Below are 19,944 nucleotides of genomic sequence, written 5' to 3'. Positions count from 1 at the left end.
TAGTTTGGGAATTTACCATAATCTATGATAATCTATGATTTATACAAGGTAGCCCCCTTAAAAAAGACTTGCCTTTTTATTCCATTTAAGAGATAATGAAACTACTAATATAAAAGGAGAGATTTATGCCAATTTATAAAGGAAAAAATATCGATGAAGCTATTGAAAATGGCTTGTATGAACTCAATCTCAAAAAAAATGAGGTTAAAATCAATATTATTGAAGAAGGAAATGCTGGAGTATTTGGTTTTTTTGAAAAAGAAGCTGAGGTTGAAATTACACCATTAAGCCCACTGGAATTAAAGGTAAAAAAACTAATTCCATATTTAATTGGTGTTGCTGTAATATTTATTATTCTTCTGTTGGTTCTATTTGGAGGAAACTCAGATAAGTCAACTTCTGTTCCTACTTCTACATCTACAGAAACTAGTTCCATTGTGGAAAAATCCGTCGAAAAAACAAATGAGGCATCATCTACATCACAAAGTTCTACATCTATTTCCTCTAGTTCAACTAGTACCTCATCAAGTTCTACCGAATACTCATCAACAAGTCCAGCTCAATCAGCTGTAATCACGACTGAAAATAATGAGGAATTTAAAGCACTATTGCAGACTGAAGATTCAAACACAATAATAGATTTTGTTAAAAAACATAAAAATCAAACTATTGAATTCGATGGAAATATTGCCTATCTATCCAAATTAAAATCAAAGTATGATGTTCTCATACATTCTGGAGATTATCATCCTGATGAAGCTTCAGGTCCTAATTTCAAAATTCCTCAAATTACTATAATATCAAACCCTATATTTAATTCATTTAATGGTGACGATATTAAGATAGGGCAGAATATACATATAAAAGCAAAAATCGGAAATTATAACTCTACTCAAGATTTAATCTATATATCCCCAATTGAGATTTCACCTCGATAATATAACGAATTATTTTCAAATAATTTATTCAAAAAAACTGAAGTCAGATTGCACTGACCTCAGTTTTTTATTTATTTAGCATAATCTACTGCACGAAGCTCGCGAATCACGGTTACCTTGATATTTCCTGGGTAATCGAGATTGTTTTCAATTTTCTCACGAACTTTGTGAGCCAAGATTGTGACTTTGTCGTCCTTGATTTGTCCTGGATTGACCATGATGCGGATTTCACGTCCTGCTTGAAGGGCAAAGCTATTTTGTACCCCTTCAAAGCCGTTAGCAATTTCTTCCAAATCATGGAGACGCTTGATGTAGCTTTCAAGAGACTCACTACGAGCACCTGGACGAGCTGCGCTCAAGGCATCTGCTGCAGCGACAATCACTGCAATGACACTTTCGGCTTCGACATCGCCGTGGTGACTAGCAATCGTATTGACCACAACTGGATGTTCCTTGTACTTACGTGCCAATTCCATACCGATTTCAACGTGGCTTCCTTCAACCTCGCGGTCAATGGCTTTTCCGATGTCATGAAGGAATCCAGCACGACGGGCAAGAGCCGCATTTTCACCAAGTTCGCTCGCCATGATACCAGCCAACTTAGCAACCTCAATCGAATGACGTAAGACATTTTGTCCATATGAAGTACGGAACTGCAAGCGACCCATGATTTTCATCAAGTCAGGATGAAGGTTTGGCGCACCAATCTCATAGGCTGCTGCCTCACCGTATTCACGGATCTTATTGTCAATCTCTTGACGGTTTTTCTCAACCAACTCTTCGATACGAGCTGGGTGGATACGACCATCCTTGAGCAACATTTCCATAGTCATACGGGCAATCTCACGACGAATCGGGTCAAATCCTGACAAGGTCACCACTTCTGGTGTATCGTCGATAATGACATCGACCCCTGTCAAACTTTCAAAGGTACGAATGTTACGACCTTCACGACCAATAATGCGTCCCTTCATAGTATCATCTGGCAGATGAACCGTTGAGTTTGTTGACTCCGCTACATATTCACCAGCGATACGTTGCATAGCTTGAACCAGGATGTCCTTGGCCATTTTGTCAGAACGTTCTTTGACCTCTTGCTCAGCTTCACGAATGCGGCTGGCAATCTCCTTAGTCAAGTTTTCTTCTGTCTGTGCCAAGATAATATCTCGTGCTTCTGCCTGAGACAGAGCACCAATACGCTCTAGTTCTGCTTCTTTTTGTCTTTCGACTTCCTCTAATTGCTCTTCACGCGCATCAAGGTTTTTCGCTCTATCAGAAATACTTTGTTCTTTTTGTTCAAGTGTTTGTTCTTTACTCGTCAAATTGTCGTCTTTACGGTCAAGGCTAGTAGCTCTCTCGGTCAAACGACTTTCGATTTGTTTGAGTTCTTGACGTTCTGATTTAAATTCAGCGTCCACTTCTTCACGGTATTTTCTGGCTTCTTCTTTGGCCTCCAATAGTGCTTCTTTTTTAAGAGACTTGCTTTCACGTTTGGCTTCATTAACAAGTAAATCTGCTTCACGCTCAGCTTGTCCACGTAAATTAGTTGCTTCTTGTTCAGCATTTAAAAGCATCAACTCCGCAGCTTCCTGAGATGATTTCATCTTGGCTGAGATGCTGACATATCCAATGACTAAACCAATGATGACGGCAAAAACAGCAATCGCAAGCGACATGATTTCCATGTTTTTACCTCATTTTATTGTTATTCCGAATGACATACATTCTTTTACATTCTACCATAAAAAAGTGATTTTCACAAACCTAAAATAGAATATGTTTTGGGGAATTTGGAATGGAATTTGGAATGCATTTACAAAAATAAAATTGTTGTTTAGAAATAGTTGTTTAGTAGAGATTTGAGAAAAAGCCTACTTTTCAGTAGACTTAGTAATGATCTTTAAAGGACAAGAAAGCCACGCTATCTCCATCCATCATATAAATCAAGCGATTTTCTGCATCAATACGCCGTGACCAGGCTCCTTGGTACTCATATTTGAGCGGCTCTGGTTTTCCTATTCCTGTAAATGGATCACGTTGAATATCCTTGATTAGTTTATTGATTCTTTTTAGTGTTTTCTTATCCTGAGTTTGCCAGTAGCAATAATCTGCCCACGCATCTTCTGTAAACTTGAGCAGCATTCCTCACTCCTCAATAACATGGACTTGAGTGCTTCCAGCACGAACTTGAGCCATTCCTCGCAAAACCTTATCAGAAAGTTCCTTATTTTGAGCGATTCTCAGTGTTTCCTGAATACTGTCCCATTCGCTCTTTGAAAGAACTACAATGTCCTCATCTGGATTTTTATTAACCACCGTCAAAGGCTCAAATTCATCGTTTACCTTCTTCATGTAGTCTTTTAAATGATTTCGGAACGTTGAGTAAAGAACTGCTTCCATAATCATACCTCGTTTTACCTCTTTTCCACTATTATACACAAAAAGAAAGAAATTGTCAGGAACTTGTACAAGATTTTCTTTTTCTATCTATTTATTCGTAAAAAATCTCAAAAAGTCCACCTTTCAGTAGACTTAGTTTGTTTCTATTCTAATCGGCACTCTTCCAAAATTCTGCTCTGATATACTTGGATTTCCCAGTTGGTAAATCTGGTCTGCCTTTTGGGTCATAGTATCCCAAGGCTCTTTGCCAATTCGACTGACTAGATTGACCTGACCTTTCAAAGACTTGAGATGTTTCCTGCCTTTTTCAGTAAATCCAAGGACATGAATGGATTCTGGTAAGTCACTTTCTTTAGCCTGCACCAAGATATAGGTCAAGAGCCGTCTGACACGCGCCTTGGTGTAACGTTTGGTGGCAACCGCCTCGACCAATTCGTCAACAGACTGAGCTTTTTTGATAGCTTCCTTGATGCGCACAGCCATTTCTTGATTGACCTGATAGATGGTGGTTAGGTCTGGATTTGACAAGATTTGATAGCGGAGCAGAGGAAAATAGTCTTCCCAGCTCACCTTACTAGCCTGCTCAAATAGGACAATAGAAGGCATAAAGCGTTCTAAAAAATCTTGGTCCTTCTGGTGCTGACGCAGGGCTGTCGCCGAGGCAAAGTCCACATATTTATCCACAGAATGGTAACCAGCCCCCTGACGCTGAATCGGATGCATCTTGATATTTCGTCCTGCAACTGCCTTGGCATAAGCAAGAGCAAGAACATGATTGGGCGTATTGCCAGAAAAATCAAGACCAGCAAATTCCTTCCACATGGCTTGGGTTTTCTGGGGATAAGAGAGAGAATCAGACAGATTTTCCACAAATTTCTCCATCTCAGCACCTTTCTCTGTGTATAAGTCAGCGATTTTCTGGTAATCTAGAACTTCCTCCGTCCCAAAGGCTAAGTTATCAATCCCTAACTGAGCTAAGATATCCACAGCTCCTTGACCAAAGAAATCTGCTGCCTGAACACTGACTAAAAAGGGCAATTCCACTACCAGATCCGCTCCATTTTCCAGTGCCATCTGGGCCCGTGTCCACTTGTCAACGATAGCAGGCTCTCCACGTTGCATGAAATTTCCAGACATGGCTACGATTTTCAGTCCCTCAGCCTGATCCAGCAGGTATTTATGCCCATTATGAAAAGGATTAAACTCCGCGATAATACCTGTGATGGTCATAGTGATCTCCTACTTCTGCGCGACAAAAAACCAACGGGTACTTGTCTCTGTCGGCTCCTTGTCCTCAAAGTCTGCATAGAGTTTGAAAGACTTAAATCCAGCCTGTTCCAGCAAAATATCATAGGTCAAGACTTCATAGGTCCGCTCCTCATGCACCTCATCGTGACGACTAAAGGAGCCGTCAGCCTCCTTGACAAAGAAAGTCAGCTCATGCACGATGGAGTGAGGCGCCGCGTCCTCATAGGTGTCCCAAAGCATAGCGAAATCTTCCGCATTTTCATGGTAGGAATAGCCTGGAAAAACCTCATCCGTCTGGTAAGTCGAATGCACATCAAAGATGAAAACTCCGTCTTCGTTGAGGGCATTATACACTTCCTTAAAGACGTCCCCTACTTCCACCTCATCCTGCATGTAGCAGATTGAGTCTGAGTAACACGTGACAAAGTCGTATTGACCTGCCTTAGACAAATCCAGCATATTGCCTTCCATAAAATCAATCTTTTGTTTGGCTGAAGAAGCTCTCTTCTCAGCAATCTTCAACATATCCGCACTCAAATCAAGCCCAGTCACATCAAAACCAGCTTGAGAAAAGCGAACAGACTGGATACCTGTTCCACAAGCCAATTCCAAGAGTTTCTTTCTCTCCTTAGTTTTTGGCAAATGACGCAGCGAAAAATCAGTCCATTTGTCGTATAAACTGTCATCCATGACCGCATCATAGACCGCCGCAAAAGTTTCATAAGTTGCCATAATCATGATACCAAGAGCCTACATGGCAAACACCACTCGCCCTCACCTTTCTATCCAATTTTCTAAAATAAGCAAAGAAACCCAGTTGACTACAACTAAGTTCATCTTCTAAGCAAGAGCTTCTGAAATATCTACTGAATTTGCCTCATGCCATAGTTTTTCTAGGTTATAGTGGGCACGCATTTCTTCTGAGAAGATATGCACAACGACAGCACCGAGGTCTAGCAAGACCCATCCCCCAGCTGCATCGCCTTCGATATGGCTGCCTTTAAAACCAGCTTCCGCTACTTTTTCACGGATATTGTCAGCGATAGCATCCAACTGACGGCTATTCATTGAACTAGTAATAACAAAGTAATCCGTCACGCTAGTCAAATCTTGTACATCAAGTGCGAGGATATCCTCCGCACGTTTCTCATCAGCCGCTTTCACGACTAGTTCTAGTAATTCTTTTTCGTTCATTTAGTCCTCTTTCAAATAGTACACAAAGGCGTTATAGGTTTCAAGAGTTTGGGGATAGATGGGGAATCCCTGATGAGCTAGATGCTCTACGGTACGAGATGTTTCATAGGCCACTGCCTTATCAAGCGATAGACTTGCAATCTCACGCGCCACATTTACTCCAGGAAAGGCTCGATTGTGCTCGATATAGTCTGCGACGTAGATGACCTTATCAAGATCTGTCATCTGACCAGCCCCAACTGTATGGATTTCAATGGCTCGCAGGATTTCAGAATCATGCAAATCCAAGTCTTCTTGAATCTTGTAAATTCCGACCATACCATGCCAGACATTATTGCCCCAGTTTTTGAGGTCAGGGTCTAGCTGATAACGGTCAATCAAATCCAGAAATTCCTGATCTGACAACTTCTTAGCATAGTCATGAAGAAGGCCTGCTAGACCTGCTTTCTCGGTATCGACTCCAAATCGCTGAGCTAATTCCATAGCGGCACGCTCCACACCTAGACAATGGGTTAGACGTTTCTCAGGTAGAAGCTCTGCCATTTTTTCCAACAAAGCCTCACGAGAGCAGTTGATATGGTCTTGATAGGCCATCAGTAAAGCCCCTCCTTCTCGATATAGTCTAGCACTGGCTGAGGTAGGAGAAAGTTGGGTTTCCGTCCTTGGGCAAGGAAGTCACGCACCATGCTGGATGAGATATCCATGAGAGGTACATCCACCCAGATAACTGGATAGGAAGTCCCTGCCTTGTAGCGTGGGCGCTGAACTCCCACAAACTGAACCATATCTACCAGTTCATCAATTCGGTACCACTTGGGCAGATAGTCCACCATGTCGGCACCGATGATAAAATAATAATCTGTATCTGGATTCTTCTCAGTTAGAAGCTTCATGGTGTCGTAGGTGTAAGAAATGCCCTTGCGCTCCAACTCAATGGTTTCAATGGCTAGTCCTTCAATCCCCTCAATCGCCAACTCAAGCATCTTGAGACGATGGTGTTCAGGGATGGTTTCCTTTTTATCTACATGAGGAGGTTGGTATTCAGGCATGAGCAGAACCTGGTCCAATCCCAACTGCTGGCGTACTTGATCCGCAACAATAAGATGGGCATTGTGAACAGGGTTAAAATTCCCCCCTAAAATCCCAACTTGTTTGCGTTTTTTCTCCTTGATTTCTGGCTCCAACTCTATCTTAGTAAAGGGAGTCAATAATTCGATTGCCATAGGCTAGTCTCCTTTATTTCTCTGTAAAAAACAGTTGTTTGGAGTATGGGGGTCAAATTTCTTTGACTTTTTTAGAAATCTTGCGATTCTCTTTCTTGCTGGATTGTTTAAACAAAATCAAGATGCGTCCGATTTTTTGGACTGTATCCACACCGATTTCTTCTTCCAAAATTTCAGCTACTTCGTGGATATTTTCATCGGTGTTTTGCAAAAGAGTAACCTTGATCAATTCACGGGCATCAAGAGCCTGACGGACGCTGGTTTTGATTTGGTCGTTGAGTCCATTTTTCCCGATTTGGATGATGGGTTTGAGGGTGTGTGCCTGACTGTTGAGGAAGGCACGTTGTTTTGATGTTAATGACATAATTTTCTTCCTTGTTTTTTGATAGTTATTTTAGGTGGTGAGGGACGGTCGGAACTAATTTTCCAAAGATCTCATCTTTGAAAAATGGATTTCCTGACCTCACAATTGAGCCTTGGTCTCAATTATGCCCCTTGCCAATCTACAGATTGGCAAAACACCACGGCAATAACTATCTTTTTATGAGCTCACTTTGTTCGCTCAGTGATTTTGTTTTAAATTATTGCTTTTCGTGTGACGACGGCAACGCCTTCTGGTGCCCAGACGGCGACTTTGGCGGTGCCTGTTACGCGGATCCAGCCTAGGCCTGAGATGACTAGGTCTGTCTTTTCCTTGATATTAAAGACATGTTGGACCAATTTTGGAAAATCTTCTTTTTCCTTGCTATTTGGTGGTGTCAAAAGGCTTCCGACGTGCTTATCGTAAAAGGCACTAGCACCTTCTAACTTGGTACGATGGAGTTTTAATTCATTGTCAAAGAAGGCTGTGAAACCTTGCTTTTCTCCCGCAATGAAATCAAATCGTCCGAGACCACCTAGAAATAGGGTTTGTTCAGGATTGAGCTGATAGGTTTTAGGTTTGATTTCCTTTTTAGGGCTGACATACTTGAGGTTTTTAGCCGTCAAGTAGTGGGCCATCTGGTGACGGTGGATGATTCCCGGCGTATCGTAGATATAAGATCCGTCGTCAAGAGGAATCTCAATCTTGTCCAAGGTTGTCCCTGGGAAGCGTGAAGTCGTGATGACATTCTGGTTACCCGTGATTTCTTGGATGATGGCATTGATTAGAGTTGATTTTCCAACGTTTGTCACACCGACCACATAGACATCGCGGCCCTTACGGTAGTGTTCAATCTTGTCAATGACTTCCTTAATGGCATGTTTGTTTTGGGCTGAAGTTAGGACGACATCGACTGGACGAAGACCTTCTTCGTGGGCACGTTCCATGAGCCACTGGCTAATCTTGCCTGGTTTAACAGACTTGGGCAAGATATCTTTTTTATTTCCCACCAAGAGGACATCATTGCCCGATACAAAGCGTGGCAAGCCTGGGATGACAGAGCCATTAAAATCAAAGATATCAATGACATTGACCACTAAGGCATCGCTGTCTCCCACCTCGTGCAAGAGCTTGAGGAAATCATCGTCTGTCAACTGGACATCCGTGATTTCATTGTAATGACGGAGACGGAAACAGCGTTGGCAATAGACTTCGCCAATCTCCAAACCTTTTTCAAGTGCCGACTGGGGGGTAAAACCAAGACCAGACTTGTCTGTCGTCTGAATGGTTGCTCCACAACCAATACAGAGAATTTCTTCCATAGTTAAATTCCTTTTTTATATGTAATCGGTCCGTACTTTTCAGTGATTTTTCGCATGACACGACGCTCACGAGCTCGGTTAATCTGCGTTTTAATCGAGTCATGTTGGACCAAGGGTTTGACTAAAATCGAGCGAATGCCAGCACGGTGAGCTGCTCGTATATCTGTCATGAGCTGGTCGCCAACCATGACCACTTCACTTTTCTCATAGTGGAATTCCTTCATGGCACGGTCAATTCCAAATGTGAAGGGCTTCAGAGCCCAATAAACGTAATCAATCCCAAACTTCTCAACTGCACGTTGGACCCGTTTTTTGGTGTTATTTGATACCACAATGATGCGAATACCCACGTCCCGAAGGTCATGTAGCCATTGTTTCATCTCTGGCGTACCATCAGGATTGTTCCAAGCAATGAGAGTATTGTCCAAATCGACCAAAACAGCCTTGATTCCCTGCGCCTGCAGGCTTGGGACTGTCAGATCATAAACTGCTTCCACAGCAAAATCTGGCATGTAATTTTCAATCGCCATTCTGGCTCCTTCTCTTTTATTTTCTAGTAATTTTCTTCATCCATTGAGATAAGGCTGCCCATAAAATCAAGCTAGCCATTAAGATATAAATCCAAGCATTTGGCTCTTCTGTAAATGGTAGAGGAACATTCATTCCGAAGAAACCTGTAATAACCGCAAGTACTGCTAGTAAGACGGAGATAATAGTCAAAATTGACAAACTATCATTCAAGTTATTGTTTAGGATGTTGTTGTAAGAAGCTGAGAGTTGTTGCAAGACTTGAGAAATCAAGTCTGTCATAGACACCAACTGATGGGCTTCAATCATGGCATCATCAAACTGCTCTCGTTCGACATCATTAAATCTCCGATAAAGAGCATGGCCCTGGATATGTTCCAAGAGGAGTCGATTTTGTTTTGCTGCTGCTGTCAAGTAAACCATACCAGTCTCCAAGTCAGAGAGGGCGAAGAGATTTTTCTTTGTTGTAGTTTGACGTAGCAAGGCACTAATTTCGTCCTTACTTTTATCCATCTCTTCAATGACAGGATAATAAGCGTTACTGATAATCTCTAAACCAGAAAAGAGAAACTTGTAAATAGAAAGCGACTCATGGCTATCCAGATAAGCTGACATCTGATCAATGACATAAGCATTCTTATGGTTGCTGATGGTAATCATTCGTTGTTTTTCAACGATAAAGGTCATCGGAATCGCTTCATAATATTCTTTGTCTTTTTCTAAATCAAGAACATTATAAATAAAGGTTACCGTCTCCGTTTCACGGTTATAATCCATATGAGCTCGTTCATTTCTATCCAGAGCATACTCAATGGTTTCCTTGTCCAATCCATAGATGTCAGAAAGATCTTCCATATTTTTAATCTTATCCACATCAAGGTCTATCCAGGTACAACCATTGCCCAACTGCTTTTCTAAAACCATCTTTTCTCCTTTATTAAAATTAAACTCTTTCTATTGTACCACAAATTACTTAAAATAACAGGTCTAGTCTGTGCGTGAGAAATTGCTAACAACTGTGATATTTCGGTTAGGAACAAAGTGAAGAGCTTGCTCCTCGCTACGAAGCTGGGTCGTACGAATTCCCACGCTGACGACCTTGCCCGATACAGTAATAGGACCATTTGTCAGAACGACCTCATCTCCCACATCCAGTTGACGTTCAAAAAGGATGAAAAAGCCATTGATGACATCAGACAGAAAACCTTGGGCTCCCATCCCAATGGCCACCCCAGCAATCCCAGCTCCAGCCAACAAACTAGATACAGGTAAGCCTAAAATCGATAAAATACAGTAGAGTAAAAAGAAATATAGCGTATAATTAAACACATTTTCTAGTAAACGCGCAATAGTCTTTTGGCGCCCGACATCATGATGAGACATTTTTAGAGAAGGTTTGACAATTCTCTGCACCATAGTATGAAGCATTTTTTTAGCAATATAAAATACAATCAAAAGCAGTAAAAGAGAAATGATCTTGGTGAGAATATTCTCGATAATAGTTGTCACATCTAGCTTTTCAATATAAGCTTGAATAAATTTTTGCATATAAAACTCCTTTATTTCATTATACCATACTTTTATCGGTCTCATTCTCCATAAATATTCAAAAAATAGACAGAAAATTCTTGATTTTGCCTATCATTTATACTATAATCATAATCACTACATAAAAAGGAGATTATTATGAAAAGAATCATTCATGCTTGGAATAAGGCAAGCCTTGTCAAGCGTATCTTGATTGGTATGCTTTGTGGGGGAATCCTAGGACTGACCCTTCCTAATCTCTCAGGAATTGGGCTACTCGGGGATTTATTCGTCGGAGGTCTAAAAGCTGTTGCTCCTATCCTAGTCTTTGCCCTCGTTGCCAATGCCCTTTCCCAACATCAAAAGGGGCAAGATAGCAATATGAAAACTGTTATTTTCTTGTATATCCTAGGGACTTTCGCTGCTGCTCTTGTAGCTGTACTAGCAAGTTTCATCGTCCCTATTGAAATTACCCTAAATAGTGCCAATACTGAAATTGCACCACCAGATGGGATTGGGCAGGTCCTCAGCAACCTCTTGCTCAAACTGGTTGACAATCCAGTCAATGCCCTCATTACTGCCAACTACATCGGTATCCTATCTTGGGCAGTTGTTTTCGGAATTGCCATGAGAGAAGCCAGCAAAAATAGTAAAGAATTGCTAAAAACTATCGCTGACGTGACTTCTAAAATTGTCGAATGGATCATCAACCTGGCTCCATTTGGAATCCTTGGTCTTGTCTTCAAAACTATTTCCGATAAGGGAATCGGAAGCCTTGCCAACTACGGTATTTTATTGGTTCTATTAGTAACGACTATGCTTTTTGTTGCCCTTGTGGTCAACCCTTTGATTGCCTTCTTCTTTATGAGACGCAATCCTTACCCTCTAGTTTGGAACTGCCTCCGTGTCAGCGGTGTGACAGCCTTCTTCACTCGTAGTTCTGCGGCTAACATTCCTGTCAACATGAAACTCTGCCATGACCTCGGGCTAAACCCAGATACCTATTCTGTTTCTATCCCACTTGGTTCTACTATCAACATGGCAGGGGCAGCGATTACCATTAACGTTTTGACCCTTGCTGCAGTAAATACTCTGGGAATCCCTGTTGACTTTGCCACAGCCTTTGTCCTCAGTGTAGTAGCAGCTATCTCAGCCTGTGGTGCTTCTGGTATTGCGGGAGGTTCCCTCCTTCTTATCCCAGTTGCTTGTAGCCTTTTCGGTATTTCTAACGATATTGCCATGCAAGTTGTTGGGGTTGGATTTGTGATTGGGGTCATCCAAGACTCATGTGAAACAGCCCTTAACTCTTCTACAGATGTTCTCTTTACCGCCGTTGCCGAATACGCAGCAGCCCGTAAAAAATAACTCATAAAGGCAAGCCTGCTCAGGTTTTGTCTTTTGCTCTTTTATTCTAACTTATACTCTTCGAAAATCAAATTCAAACCACGTCAGCTTCGCCTTGCCGTACTCAAGTACTGCCTACGGCTAGCTTCCTAGTTTGCTCTTTGATTTTCATTGAGTATTATCAGGAAATTCTTATGTCTATTAGCCAACGTACGACCAAGCTCATCTTAGCTACCTGCCTTGCCTGCCTGCTTGCTTATTTTCTCAATCTTTCCTCAGCAGTTTCGGCCGGAATTATCGCTCTCTTGAGCCTATCTGATACGCGTAGAAGTACTTTAAAACTGGCTCGCAATCGACTCTTTTCCATGCTCCTAGCTCTGGCTATCGGTGTTCTAGCTTTTCACCTGAGCGGATTTCATATCTGGAGCCTCGGCCTCTATCTAGCCCTCTATGTTCCCCTGACCTATAAGATGGGCTGGGAAATTGGCATCACACCAAGTAGCGTGTTGGTTAGCCATCTCTTGGTGCAAAAATCAACCTCTCCAGACCTTCTAGTCAATGAATTCCTTCTCTTTGCTATCGGTACAGGATTTGCCTTACTGGTCAATCTCTACATGCCTTCACGAGAAGAGGAAATCCAGCACTACCACACGCTGGTGGAAGAAAAGTTAAAAGATATCCTCCAGCGTTTCAAATATTATTTATCCAGAGGGGATGGACGCAACCGAGCACAGTTGGTAGAGGAATTAGACACACTTTTAGAAGAAGCCCTCAGACTGGTCTATTTGGATCACTCTGACCACCTCTTTCACCAAACCGACTACCATATCCACTACTTTGAGATGAGACAGCGACAAAGTCGTATCCTGCGAAATATGGCCCACCAAATCAACACCTGTCACCTAGCTGCCAGTGAAAGCCTGATTTTGGCCCAACTCTTTTCAAAAATTGCTAGTCAACTAAGCCAGACCAATCCTGCTTCTGATTTGCTAGATGAAATTGAACGCTATCTGGAAGTCTTCCGGAACCGCAGTCTGCCCAAGACAAGAGACGAATTTGAAACCCGTGCCACCCTTCTTCAACTCCTACGTGAAGCCAAAACCTTCATCCAAGTAAAAGTTGATTTTTACCAAAAATATGGACAGTAAAAAAGAAAACCACTAAAAAACAGAACTTGCTAGCTCTTTTGAAAAGTAGTATAATTATTGCATGCACAATCATCTTGTGATGCAGAGACTGTCCGTAAATGGACTTTCTTCTATTTACAACTCTAAAAAGAAAGGAGATACTATGACCTATTTGGAAAAATGGTTTGACTTCAATCGGCGTCAGAAAGAAATTGAAAGTCTCTTGGAAGAGACCATTGCCCAGAAGAGCGAGCAAAGTCTGACCTTGAAAGAGTTTTACCTGCTCTACTATCTGGACTTGGCTGAAGAAAAATCTCTACGCCAGATTGACCTGCCAGATAAGCTTCATCTGAGCCCGAGCGCTGTTTCTCGGATGGTGGCTCGTTTGGAAGCTAAAAATTGCGGTCTGCTCAGTCGCATGTGTTGCCATCAAGATAGACGCTCTAGTTTTATCTGCCTGACAAGTGATGGGCAAAAGACACTGACCTCGCTACAAAAGGCTGTCGAAGCAAGCTTGGAAACTGGTTTGGATTTCTTGATTTGAGATGATTTTAGAAAAAAGTTGCGTGCGCAATCATTTTTCTTGACATTCTCTTCTACAAGGAGTAAAATAAAGTCATCATTAAACAAAGGAGTTTTAAACATGATTGAAATCACCTATTTAGATGCCAGCAAGAACGAAAGAACTGTGACTTTCGAGTCTTATGAAGACTTTGATCGTTCGCAGCAAGCTTGCCTTATCGGCGTCGCAGACTACTACCCTGTCCAAAAATTGACTTATAAGGGTCATGATTTGGACTACCATGGGACTTATGGAGACATCTTCTTCTATCTCAAGAAACAAGATTTAAGCCAATATAACTAAAAAAGGAGAAATACAATGGCAAAAGCAATTACAGATGCAACATTCGAACAAGAAACAAAAGACGGTTTGGTCTTGGTAGACTTCTGGGCAACTTGGTGTGGTCCATGTCGTATGCAAGGTCCAATCTTGGATAAATTGTCTGAAGAACTTTCAGAAGATGTCTTGAAAATCGTTAAAATGGACGTTGATGAAAATCCAAACACAGCTCGTGCTTTTGGAATCATGTCTATCCCAACTCTTCTCTTCAAAAAAGACGGCCAAGTTGTCAAACAAGTTGCTGGTGTTCACACAGCAGAACAAATCAAGGCCATCGTTGCTGAATTGAGCTAATCAAACTAGAGACCAAGTACTTTCTTTGGTCTCTTTTTTCTTGCTCTTTGCCATTTTTCAAAAAATATGCTAGACTGTAAGTAGAATATTACGATGTTTGGGACATGCCATCGCTAAAAAAAACCTTGACTTGGTATTTTTTAGCTCCCTCAAGGGAGCTTTTTGCGTGCTCTGAACATTTCCCATTTTGGAAGGAGTACTATGAAACGTCAATCTGCCTTGGTCGTCTTTAGTGGCGGTCAAGATTCTACAACCTGCCTCTTTTGGGCTAAAGAACACTATGAAACAGTCGAAGCTGTCACCTTTGCCTATGGCCAACGCCACCATCTTGAAATTCAAGTTGCCCAAGAAATCGCTAAGGAACAGGGGATTCGCCATCACATCCTAGATATGTCTCTGCTGGGACAAATCACTGAAAATGCCCTGACCTCTGATATGGAGATTGAGCAAAAAGAAGGAGAGATTCCCAATACCTTCGTTGATGGTCGCAACCACCTCTTTCTATCCTTTGCGGCTGTTCTTGCTAAGCAACGGGGCATTAAAGACATCGTGACAGGTGTCTGCGAGACAGACTTCTCAGGCTACCCCGATTGTCGAGATGTCTTTGTCAAATCCCTTAATGTTACCCTCAACCTTGCTATGGATTACGACTTTGTTATCCAAACACCTCTCATGTGGCTGGACAAGACTGAAACTTGGGAATTGGCTGACCAACTCGGTGCCTTTGACTATGTTCGTGAAAAGACCTTAACCTGCTACAACGGAATTATAGGGAGTGGCTGTGGAGATTGCCCAGCCTGCCACCTACGTCAACATGGTCTAGATGTTTATCTCTCACAGAAAGGAAAGGACTAATGTTTTTTGCACCCAAAGAAATCAAACAGGAAACTGGGGAGTCTCTGGTCTACAATCCTCACAGAACCTTGGTATCAAAAGAGTTTACCTTCGATGCTGCCCACCACCTCTTTCACTATGAGGGAAAATGTAAGTCCCTGCACGGCCACACCTATCATTTGCAGATTGCTGTCAGTGGATTTTTAGATGAACGTGGCATGACCTACGATTTCGGAGACATCAAAGCGATCTACAAGAACTACTTAGAGCCCCACCTGGACCATCGCTATCTCAATGAAACTCTTCCCTATATGAACACGACTGCTGAAAATATGGTTTACTGGATTTTCCAAACCATGAGTCAAGAGTTGCCAGACGAGCGCGGTCTCCGTTTGGAATACGTTCGCCTCTATGAGACTCCGACTGCCTTTGCAGAGTTTAGACGGGAGTGGTTAGATGACTAGGGAACGTGTCCTCAAACTACCAGTTCTGGAAATTTTTGGCCCAACCTTTCAAGGTGAAGGCCGTGCTATCGGGCAGAAAACCATGTTTGTCCGCACTGCTGGTTGCGACTACCACTGCGACTGGTGCGATTCTGCCTTTACTTGGGATGGCTCTGAAAAGCCAACTCGTATGACAGCTGACGAGGTCATTGCTGAGTTGGATAAATTGGGGAGCTACGACTATGTCACCCTGTCTGGGGGAAATCCTGCTATCCTAGCAGCCAATATGGCCGAATTGGTCACTAAGCTCAAGGAACGCGGTGTCACCCTTGCTGTCGAGACTCAAGGTTCTCGCTGGCAAAATTGGTTAAAAGACATCGACCAAGTCACCCTGAGTCCCAAACCTCCTTCATCCAAGATGGAAGTCAACTTTGAGACCTTGGACTTTATCGTTTCCCAACTGGATCCAGACAAGGTCACCTTTAAAATCCCTGTCTTTGATGATGCAGATTTAGCCTTTGCTAAAGGAATACAAGAACGCTACCAACCAGATGTCCTCTTCTTATCGGCTGGAAATCCTGAGCCCAAGGCCACAGGCAATATTATCCAAGATCAACTGAACCGTCTCAAAGAACTCTGGGAACGCGTCGCTACTGACGATAGCTGGGGCAATGTCCGCGTCCTTCCTCAACTCCATACCCTCCTCTACGATAACCAACGTGGTGTTTAAGATTAGAAAGAAAAAATCATGTCACAACAAGAAGAAATGAAAAACCTAAGCCTCCTCGGCAACAAAGAAACCAACTATATCTTTGACTATCAACCAGATGTCCTCGAATCTTTTGACAATCGTCATGTGGAAAATGACTATTTTATCAAATTTAACTGTCCTGAATTTACCTCGCTTTGCCCTATTACCGCTCAGCCAGACTTTGCGACTATCTATATTTCCTACATCCCTGACAAGCTCTGTGTTGAGTCAAAATCCCTCAAACTCTACCTCTTTAGTTACCGAAACCACGGAGATTTCCACGAAAACTGTATCAACACCATCGGGAAAGACTTGGTCAACTTGCTAGACCCTCGCTATTTAGAAGTCTGGGGAAAATTCACTCCGCGCGGTGGCATTTCAATCGACCCCTACTACAACTACGGTAAACCTGGAACTAAGTTTGAAGGCTTGGCAGAACAACGCCTCTTCCAACACGACCTTTATCCAGAGAAAATTGACAACCGCTAAACTCATACGAAAAAGCCCTGTTCCTCAAGATGAGGAGCAAGGCTTTTTGAGTTTCAATTATTCTTCTGTTCCAAGGAAGTTTTTCGCAACAAGGGCTGCAAGAACTCCACCAGCGATTGGTGCAAGGATGAAAATCCAAACTTGTTGAAGGGCTGCGCCGCCTACCAAGACAGCTGGTGCCAAGCTACGAGCTGGGTTTACTGAAAGTCCAGTAATCTTCAATCCGACAAGAATCATCGCCATCAATGACAAACCGATTACCAAACCAGCAATCGCGCCATTGCCCTTACTTTCTGAAGTCACAGTCATGATAACCAAGACAAACAAGAAAGTTGCGATGATTTCAAACAAGAAACCACCAAAGACAGTGACACCGTTTGCCAAGGCATTTTCACCAAGGCTAGCAGTTGACATACCTGAATTACCCAAGAGGAAGAAGACTGCGCCAGAAGCGATGAAAGCTCCAACAACCTGACCAAGGATGTAGTTTACAAGTTCTGAAGATGACAAACGTTTGTTAACAAACATAGCAATCGAAACAGCCGGGTTCAAGTGAGCACCTGAAACAGTTCCGATTGAGTAGGCTGCCACCACGATTGCCAAACCAAAGGCAAAGGCGATTCCAAGGTGACCAAGGCCATCAAGACCATTTCCAAAAACAACAGCCCCTGTCCCAACGAACACAAGCATGAACGTACCGATTAACTCAGCGACAAATTTTTTCATTCTCTTTCTCCTTTTTTCAAAAACTAGATACTAGTCTATCAAAAGAGGGAAAAGGTTTCAAGAAAATTGATTGGAAATTTTCAGGATAGAATTCTATAAAAACGGTAGCATTTATTTGAAACATTTTTTCTAAAGTTATATAATGTCAATATAGTTCTAATTAGTTATTCAGTCCCTAATTTGAACTAATTTTTACAACTTTGCTGTTCTTTTATGAACGTTTAAATGGTATCGTGGATACCAAGGAGGAATCATATGTCTAAAGTTGCTATTGTCACAGGTGCAGGTCAAGGAATCGGTTTTGCAATCGCAAAACGATTGGTTCAAGATGGCTTTAAGGTAGGAGTCTTAGACTACAATCCCGAAACAGCTGAAAAAGCTGTTGCCGAATTATCAGCTGAAAATGCCTTTGCTGTCGTGGCCGATGTTTCGAAACAGGCAGAAGTTGCACAAGCATTTCAAAAGGTTGTTGACCATTTTGGTGATTTGAATGTTGTCGTAAATAACGCTGGTGTTGCTCCCACTACTCCTCTTGATACAATTACTGAGGAACAATTTACACGCACTTTCGGTATCAACGTTGGTGGTGTCATTTGGGGTTCACAAGCTGCACAAGCACAATTTAAAGCACTTGGCCACGGAGGTAAAATTATCAACGCAACCTCTCAAGCTGGTGTAGTCGGTAATCCAAATCTAACTGTTTATGGTGGAACCAAATTTGCTGTTCGCGGAATTACGCAAACATTAGCACGTGATTTAGCAGACTCAGGCATCACTGTTAACGCCTACGCACCAGGTATTGTGAAAACACCAATGATGTACGACATCGCTCATGAAGTTGGTAAAAATGCAGGAAAAGATGACGAATGGGGTATGCAGACATTTGCAAAAGATATTACTCTAAAACGTCTATCTGAACCAGAAGATGTGGCTGCTGCCGTCAGCTTCCTTGCAGGACCAGATTCAAACTACATTACAGGACAAACCATTATCGTTGATGGTGGTATGCAATTCCATTAAGATACACAAAAAGAGGTTGGAAAATGATTCAACCTCTTTTGTTAGTTTTCATTATTAGTTAGGAGGATACAATAGAAACTCTTTCAATAAGTACTATTAGCTTATCTCTAGTATTGAAAAGACTGGATAGCTTCTTTCAAGTCATCTTGTAAACTATTTCTCTGGTCAAGTTGGACATAGACTTCCAACAGACAGGATCTGAAGTTGGAAAATTTATAAAAATCTTTCCTTTCTTCTATCGGAAAATCAACAGTTTTTATCCAAGAAGTCACTTGCTCTTGCTCCAACTTCCCTTGTAAAATCGGTTCATAAAGCACTCTGGCTAAACGCCAATCTTCATCATCTGTAAAACGAATGGTAATTCTTTTAAATAAATGATCAAGTATGTCAAATACTTCATGAATTCTGTTTTTAGGAAAGTCTGGATGACAAACCACCTCTGTCAGTAAATCGGCTCCATGTGCAAAAGCATGAACCCAACCATATTGACTTGAAAAACCCCTTGTATCCTTTTCTTTTGAAAGATAACACAAACCTTGATTTAAAAGGACATTACGAATTCCTGCATTTAATTCCTGATAAAAAATCGATTGCTGGTTGGCATCCGCAGACAAGAGATTTACATAAATAAGCGCCCTAAAAGAACGTTCAAGGGTTGACAAGCCTACCTTATCAATCTCTTTATCTAACCCTCCATCAGATGAAATCCCTTCAGCAATGAAATAAAATTGTTCCTGTGTAAATAGCTCTTCCTGAATCCCCCTAGCAAAGCTTGTAAAAACAAGGTCATCGCGAATTTCTGGAGAAGAATCTCCCAAATGGTCAAGCAACCATTGGATTTCTTCCTCATGATAACTTGGTTTTTCTTCTGCTATTTTTCTGAGTAACTCTTGATACATGGTCAATACCTCTACATTTCTAGCAACTTGATATAATCTAGACCCCATTTCTCGACAGCATCTAAAACAACTCTGAATTCCTGCCCCATTTCGGTTAAGCTGTACTCAACTCGTGGTGGAACTTCGGCATAGACCTTTCGTTGAACAATCTTATCCTTTTCTAATTGACGGAGATGACGGGTCAAAATAGTTTGAGTAATCCCAGGCAATAATCTCTGCAATTCTTTAAATCGTTTGGTACCCGTACTCAACTGATAAATGATTACCAGTGCCCATTTCCCCGTTAAAACCCTCTGCGTTGTCGCAAATGGACAAATACCATACTCACTCACTTTATTTGTCATAAAATATCTTCTTTCTATTTTTTTAAAAAAA

At 41.9% G+C, this 19,944-nt stretch carries 27 protein-coding genes; 11 read left to right on the top strand and 16 right to left on the bottom strand.

All coding sequences use genetic code 11. The annotated features are described in order from the left end of the window. Positions 1 to 125 precede the first annotated feature (125 nt). Positions 126 to 938, top strand: a complete 813-nt coding sequence (locus HT711_RS02640; protein ID WP_173233167.1) for a DUF4839 domain-containing protein — start codon at positions 126 to 128, stop codon at positions 936 to 938. Positions 939 to 1,009: 71 nt separating this feature from the next. On the opposite strand, the gene HT711_RS02635 is transcribed toward HT711_RS02640, so the two are convergent. From HT711_RS02635 to HT711_RS02575, 13 genes are all read right to left on the bottom strand, one after another. Next, positions 1,010 to 2,623 carry a ribonuclease Y gene (locus HT711_RS02635; protein WP_000404934.1) on the bottom strand — a complete coding sequence of 538 codons (1,614 nt, stop codon included), beginning with the start codon at positions 2,621 to 2,623 and terminating at the stop codon, positions 1,010 to 1,012. A 202-nt stretch (positions 2,624 to 2,825) separates the two neighbouring features. Further along, complete coding sequence (locus HT711_RS02630; protein WP_173233170.1) at positions 2,826 to 3,080, bottom strand: Txe/YoeB family addiction module toxin; 255 nt, start codon at positions 3,078 to 3,080, stop codon at positions 2,826 to 2,828. A gap of 3 nt (positions 3,081 to 3,083) precedes the next feature. Continuing rightward, positions 3,084 to 3,338, bottom strand: a complete 255-nt coding sequence (locus tag HT711_RS02625; RefSeq protein ID WP_000388572.1) for a type II toxin-antitoxin system Phd/YefM family antitoxin — start codon at positions 3,336 to 3,338, stop codon at positions 3,084 to 3,086. 132 nt (positions 3,339 to 3,470) lie between these two features. After that, positions 3,471 to 4,568: a nucleotidyltransferase gene (locus HT711_RS02620; RefSeq protein WP_173233172.1), complete on the bottom strand. Its 1,098-nt coding sequence runs from the start codon at positions 4,566 to 4,568 to the stop codon at positions 3,471 to 3,473. 9 nt (positions 4,569 to 4,577) lie between these two features. Next, on the bottom strand, positions 4,578 to 5,318 hold the full coding sequence (locus HT711_RS02615) for a class I SAM-dependent methyltransferase (RefSeq protein WP_306416186.1): 741 nt from the start codon (positions 5,316 to 5,318) through the stop codon (positions 4,578 to 4,580). A 108-nt stretch (positions 5,319 to 5,426) separates the two neighbouring features. After that, a complete protein-coding gene (rsfS, locus tag HT711_RS02610; RefSeq protein ID WP_112443861.1) occupies positions 5,427 to 5,780 on the bottom strand; it encodes a ribosome silencing factor in 354 nt (117 codons plus the stop codon). Further along, positions 5,781 to 6,374, bottom strand: coding sequence for a bis(5'-nucleosyl)-tetraphosphatase (symmetrical) YqeK (yqeK, locus tag HT711_RS02605; RefSeq protein ID WP_173233174.1), 594 nt, complete (start codon positions 6,372 to 6,374; stop codon positions 5,781 to 5,783). After that, a complete protein-coding gene (locus HT711_RS02600; protein ID WP_112443859.1) occupies positions 6,374 to 7,003 on the bottom strand; it encodes a nicotinate-nucleotide adenylyltransferase in 630 nt (209 codons plus the stop codon). Before HT711_RS02600 ends, yqeK begins: the two co-directional genes overlap by 1 nt. Before the next feature lie 52 nt (positions 7,004 to 7,055). Beyond that, positions 7,056 to 7,367 (bottom strand): ribosome assembly RNA-binding protein YhbY, encoded by a 312-nt coding sequence (gene yhbY / locus HT711_RS02595; protein ID WP_000060169.1) that lies wholly within the window; start codon positions 7,365 to 7,367, stop codon positions 7,056 to 7,058. A 212-nt stretch (positions 7,368 to 7,579) separates the two neighbouring features. Next, the gene (gene yqeH / locus HT711_RS02590) at positions 7,580 to 8,686 is read right to left on the bottom strand and encodes a ribosome biogenesis GTPase YqeH (protein ID WP_112443858.1); all 1,107 of its coding nucleotides are present in this window, start codon (positions 8,684 to 8,686) and stop codon (positions 7,580 to 7,582) included. Between the two features lie 2 nt (positions 8,687 to 8,688). Continuing rightward, positions 8,689 to 9,216 (bottom strand): YqeG family HAD IIIA-type phosphatase, encoded by a 528-nt coding sequence (locus HT711_RS02585; RefSeq protein ID WP_112443857.1) that lies wholly within the window; start codon positions 9,214 to 9,216, stop codon positions 8,689 to 8,691. Positions 9,217 to 9,232: 16 nt separating this feature from the next. Then, entirely contained in the window at positions 9,233 to 10,138 is a 906-nt protein-coding gene (locus tag HT711_RS02580) for a magnesium transporter CorA family protein (RefSeq protein ID WP_112443856.1), read from the bottom strand. A 63-nt stretch (positions 10,139 to 10,201) separates the two neighbouring features. Then, positions 10,202 to 10,762, bottom strand: coding sequence for a mechanosensitive ion channel domain-containing protein (locus tag HT711_RS02575; RefSeq protein ID WP_001168881.1), 561 nt, complete (start codon positions 10,760 to 10,762; stop codon positions 10,202 to 10,204). 138 nt (positions 10,763 to 10,900) lie between these two features. On the opposite strand from HT711_RS02575, the gene sstT reads away from it, so the two are divergent. The 9 genes from sstT (at position 10,901) to queF (ending at position 16,924) form a co-directional block, all read left to right on the top strand. After that, the gene (sstT, locus tag HT711_RS02570) at positions 10,901 to 12,106 is read left to right on the top strand and encodes a serine/threonine transporter SstT (RefSeq protein ID WP_119943197.1); all 1,206 of its coding nucleotides are present in this window, start codon (positions 10,901 to 10,903) and stop codon (positions 12,104 to 12,106) included. Positions 12,107 to 12,279: 173 nt separating this feature from the next. Continuing rightward, positions 12,280 to 13,233, top strand: a complete 954-nt coding sequence (locus tag HT711_RS02565) for an aromatic acid exporter family protein (protein ID WP_173233176.1) — start codon at positions 12,280 to 12,282, stop codon at positions 13,231 to 13,233. Between the two features lie 142 nt (positions 13,234 to 13,375). Then, positions 13,376 to 13,756 carry a MarR family transcriptional regulator gene (locus HT711_RS02560; RefSeq protein WP_112443854.1) on the top strand — a complete coding sequence of 127 codons (381 nt, stop codon included), beginning with the start codon at positions 13,376 to 13,378 and terminating at the stop codon, positions 13,754 to 13,756. A 99-nt stretch (positions 13,757 to 13,855) separates the two neighbouring features. Continuing rightward, on the top strand, positions 13,856 to 14,077 hold the full coding sequence (locus tag HT711_RS02555) for a DUF4649 family protein (RefSeq protein WP_000570253.1): 222 nt from the start codon (positions 13,856 to 13,858) through the stop codon (positions 14,075 to 14,077). Between the two features lie 15 nt (positions 14,078 to 14,092). Continuing rightward, positions 14,093 to 14,407, top strand: coding sequence for a thioredoxin (gene trxA / locus HT711_RS02550; RefSeq protein WP_001029581.1), 315 nt, complete (start codon positions 14,093 to 14,095; stop codon positions 14,405 to 14,407). A gap of 201 nt (positions 14,408 to 14,608) precedes the next feature. After that, positions 14,609 to 15,262, top strand: coding sequence for a 7-cyano-7-deazaguanine synthase QueC (queC, locus tag HT711_RS02545; protein ID WP_164226099.1), 654 nt, complete (start codon positions 14,609 to 14,611; stop codon positions 15,260 to 15,262). Beyond that, on the top strand, positions 15,262 to 15,705 hold the full coding sequence (gene queD, locus HT711_RS02540; protein WP_000464575.1) for a 6-carboxytetrahydropterin synthase QueD: 444 nt from the start codon (positions 15,262 to 15,264) through the stop codon (positions 15,703 to 15,705). Before queC ends, queD begins: the two co-directional genes overlap by 1 nt. Then, entirely contained in the window at positions 15,698 to 16,414 is a 717-nt protein-coding gene (gene queE / locus HT711_RS02535) for a 7-carboxy-7-deazaguanine synthase QueE (RefSeq protein WP_023943814.1), read from the top strand. Before queD ends, queE begins: the two co-directional genes overlap by 8 nt. 18 nt (positions 16,415 to 16,432) lie before the next feature. Beyond that, positions 16,433 to 16,924, top strand: a complete 492-nt coding sequence (queF, locus tag HT711_RS02530; protein ID WP_173233178.1) for a preQ(1) synthase — start codon at positions 16,433 to 16,435, stop codon at positions 16,922 to 16,924. A gap of 57 nt (positions 16,925 to 16,981) precedes the next feature. Here queF and HT711_RS02525 read toward each other — a convergent pair whose 3' ends face one another. Next, a complete protein-coding gene (locus HT711_RS02525; RefSeq protein ID WP_173233180.1) occupies positions 16,982 to 17,650 on the bottom strand; it encodes an MIP/aquaporin family protein in 669 nt (222 codons plus the stop codon). A 255-nt stretch (positions 17,651 to 17,905) separates the two neighbouring features. On the opposite strand from HT711_RS02525, the gene HT711_RS02520 reads away from it, so the two are divergent. After that, a complete protein-coding gene (locus HT711_RS02520; RefSeq protein WP_000048147.1) occupies positions 17,906 to 18,670 on the top strand; it encodes a (S)-acetoin forming diacetyl reductase in 765 nt (254 codons plus the stop codon). Between the two features lie 107 nt (positions 18,671 to 18,777). On the opposite strand, the gene HT711_RS02515 is transcribed toward HT711_RS02520, so the two are convergent. Both HT711_RS02515 and HT711_RS02510 read right to left on the bottom strand, forming a co-directional pair. Next, positions 18,778 to 19,569 carry a DUF2785 domain-containing protein gene (locus HT711_RS02515; protein ID WP_173233289.1) on the bottom strand — a complete coding sequence of 264 codons (792 nt, stop codon included), beginning with the start codon at positions 19,567 to 19,569 and terminating at the stop codon, positions 18,778 to 18,780. 11 nt (positions 19,570 to 19,580) lie between these two features. Further along, positions 19,581 to 19,913: a helix-turn-helix domain-containing protein gene (locus HT711_RS02510; protein ID WP_000182730.1), complete on the bottom strand. Its 333-nt coding sequence runs from the start codon at positions 19,911 to 19,913 to the stop codon at positions 19,581 to 19,583. Positions 19,914 to 19,944 lie beyond the last annotated feature (31 nt).

The organism is Streptococcus sp. 1032 (assembly GCF_013277015.1).
In the GTDB taxonomy this organism is placed as follows: domain Bacteria; phylum Bacillota; class Bacilli; order Lactobacillales; family Streptococcaceae; genus Streptococcus.
Note: the sequence above shows the minus strand (reverse complement) of the source record. Positions and strands in the feature narration are given on the sequence as shown.

Bases quoted from the DNA above. Each gene is read 5' to 3' on its own strand.
- HT711_RS02640 (WP_173233167.1), top strand. From the start codon at position 126: ATGCCAATTTATAAAGGAAAAAATATCGATGAAGCTATTGAAAATGGC.
- HT711_RS02635 (WP_000404934.1), bottom strand. From the start codon at position 2,623: ATGGAAATCATGTCGCTTGCGATTGCTGTTTTTGCCGTCATCATTGGT.
- HT711_RS02630 (WP_173233170.1), bottom strand. From the start codon at position 3,080: ATGCTGCTCAAGTTTACAGAAGATGCGTGGGCAGATTATTGCTACTGG.
- HT711_RS02625 (WP_000388572.1), bottom strand. From the start codon at position 3,338: ATGGAAGCAGTTCTTTACTCAACGTTCCGAAATCATTTAAAAGACTAC.
- HT711_RS02620 (WP_173233172.1), bottom strand. From the start codon at position 4,568: ATGACCATCACAGGTATTATCGCGGAGTTTAATCCTTTTCATAATGGG.
- HT711_RS02615 (WP_306416186.1), bottom strand. From the start codon at position 5,318: ATGGCAACTTATGAAACTTTTGCGGCGGTCTATGATGCGGTCATGGAT.
- rsfS (WP_112443861.1), bottom strand. From the start codon at position 5,780: ATGAACGAAAAAGAATTACTAGAACTAGTCGTGAAAGCGGCTGATGAG.
- yqeK (WP_173233174.1), bottom strand. From the start codon at position 6,374: ATGGCCTATCAAGACCATATCAACTGCTCTCGTGAGGCTTTGTTGGAA.
- HT711_RS02600 (WP_112443859.1), bottom strand. From the start codon at position 7,003: ATGGCAATCGAATTATTGACTCCCTTTACTAAGATAGAGTTGGAGCCA.
- yhbY (WP_000060169.1), bottom strand. From the start codon at position 7,367: ATGTCATTAACATCAAAACAACGTGCCTTCCTCAACAGTCAGGCACAC.
- yqeH (WP_112443858.1), bottom strand. From the start codon at position 8,686: ATGGAAGAAATTCTCTGTATTGGTTGTGGAGCAACCATTCAGACGACA.
- HT711_RS02585 (WP_112443857.1), bottom strand. From the start codon at position 9,216: ATGGCGATTGAAAATTACATGCCAGATTTTGCTGTGGAAGCAGTTTAT.
- HT711_RS02580 (WP_112443856.1), bottom strand. From the start codon at position 10,138: ATGGTTTTAGAAAAGCAGTTGGGCAATGGTTGTACCTGGATAGACCTT.
- HT711_RS02575 (WP_001168881.1), bottom strand. From the start codon at position 10,762: ATGCAAAAATTTATTCAAGCTTATATTGAAAAGCTAGATGTGACAACT.
- sstT (WP_119943197.1), top strand. From the start codon at position 10,901: ATGAAAAGAATCATTCATGCTTGGAATAAGGCAAGCCTTGTCAAGCGT.
- HT711_RS02565 (WP_173233176.1), top strand. From the start codon at position 12,280: ATGTCTATTAGCCAACGTACGACCAAGCTCATCTTAGCTACCTGCCTT.
- HT711_RS02560 (WP_112443854.1), top strand. From the start codon at position 13,376: ATGACCTATTTGGAAAAATGGTTTGACTTCAATCGGCGTCAGAAAGAA.
- HT711_RS02555 (WP_000570253.1), top strand. From the start codon at position 13,856: ATGATTGAAATCACCTATTTAGATGCCAGCAAGAACGAAAGAACTGTG.
- trxA (WP_001029581.1), top strand. From the start codon at position 14,093: ATGGCAAAAGCAATTACAGATGCAACATTCGAACAAGAAACAAAAGAC.
- queC (WP_164226099.1), top strand. From the start codon at position 14,609: ATGAAACGTCAATCTGCCTTGGTCGTCTTTAGTGGCGGTCAAGATTCT.
- queD (WP_000464575.1), top strand. From the start codon at position 15,262: ATGTTTTTTGCACCCAAAGAAATCAAACAGGAAACTGGGGAGTCTCTG.
- queE (WP_023943814.1), top strand. From the start codon at position 15,698: ATGACTAGGGAACGTGTCCTCAAACTACCAGTTCTGGAAATTTTTGGC.
- queF (WP_173233178.1), top strand. From the start codon at position 16,433: ATGTCACAACAAGAAGAAATGAAAAACCTAAGCCTCCTCGGCAACAAA.
- HT711_RS02525 (WP_173233180.1), bottom strand. From the start codon at position 17,650: ATGAAAAAATTTGTCGCTGAGTTAATCGGTACGTTCATGCTTGTGTTC.
- HT711_RS02520 (WP_000048147.1), top strand. From the start codon at position 17,906: ATGTCTAAAGTTGCTATTGTCACAGGTGCAGGTCAAGGAATCGGTTTT.
- HT711_RS02515 (WP_173233289.1), bottom strand. From the start codon at position 19,569: ATGTATCAAGAGTTACTCAGAAAAATAGCAGAAGAAAAACCAAGTTAT.
- HT711_RS02510 (WP_000182730.1), bottom strand. From the start codon at position 19,913: ATGACAAATAAAGTGAGTGAGTATGGTATTTGTCCATTTGCGACAACG.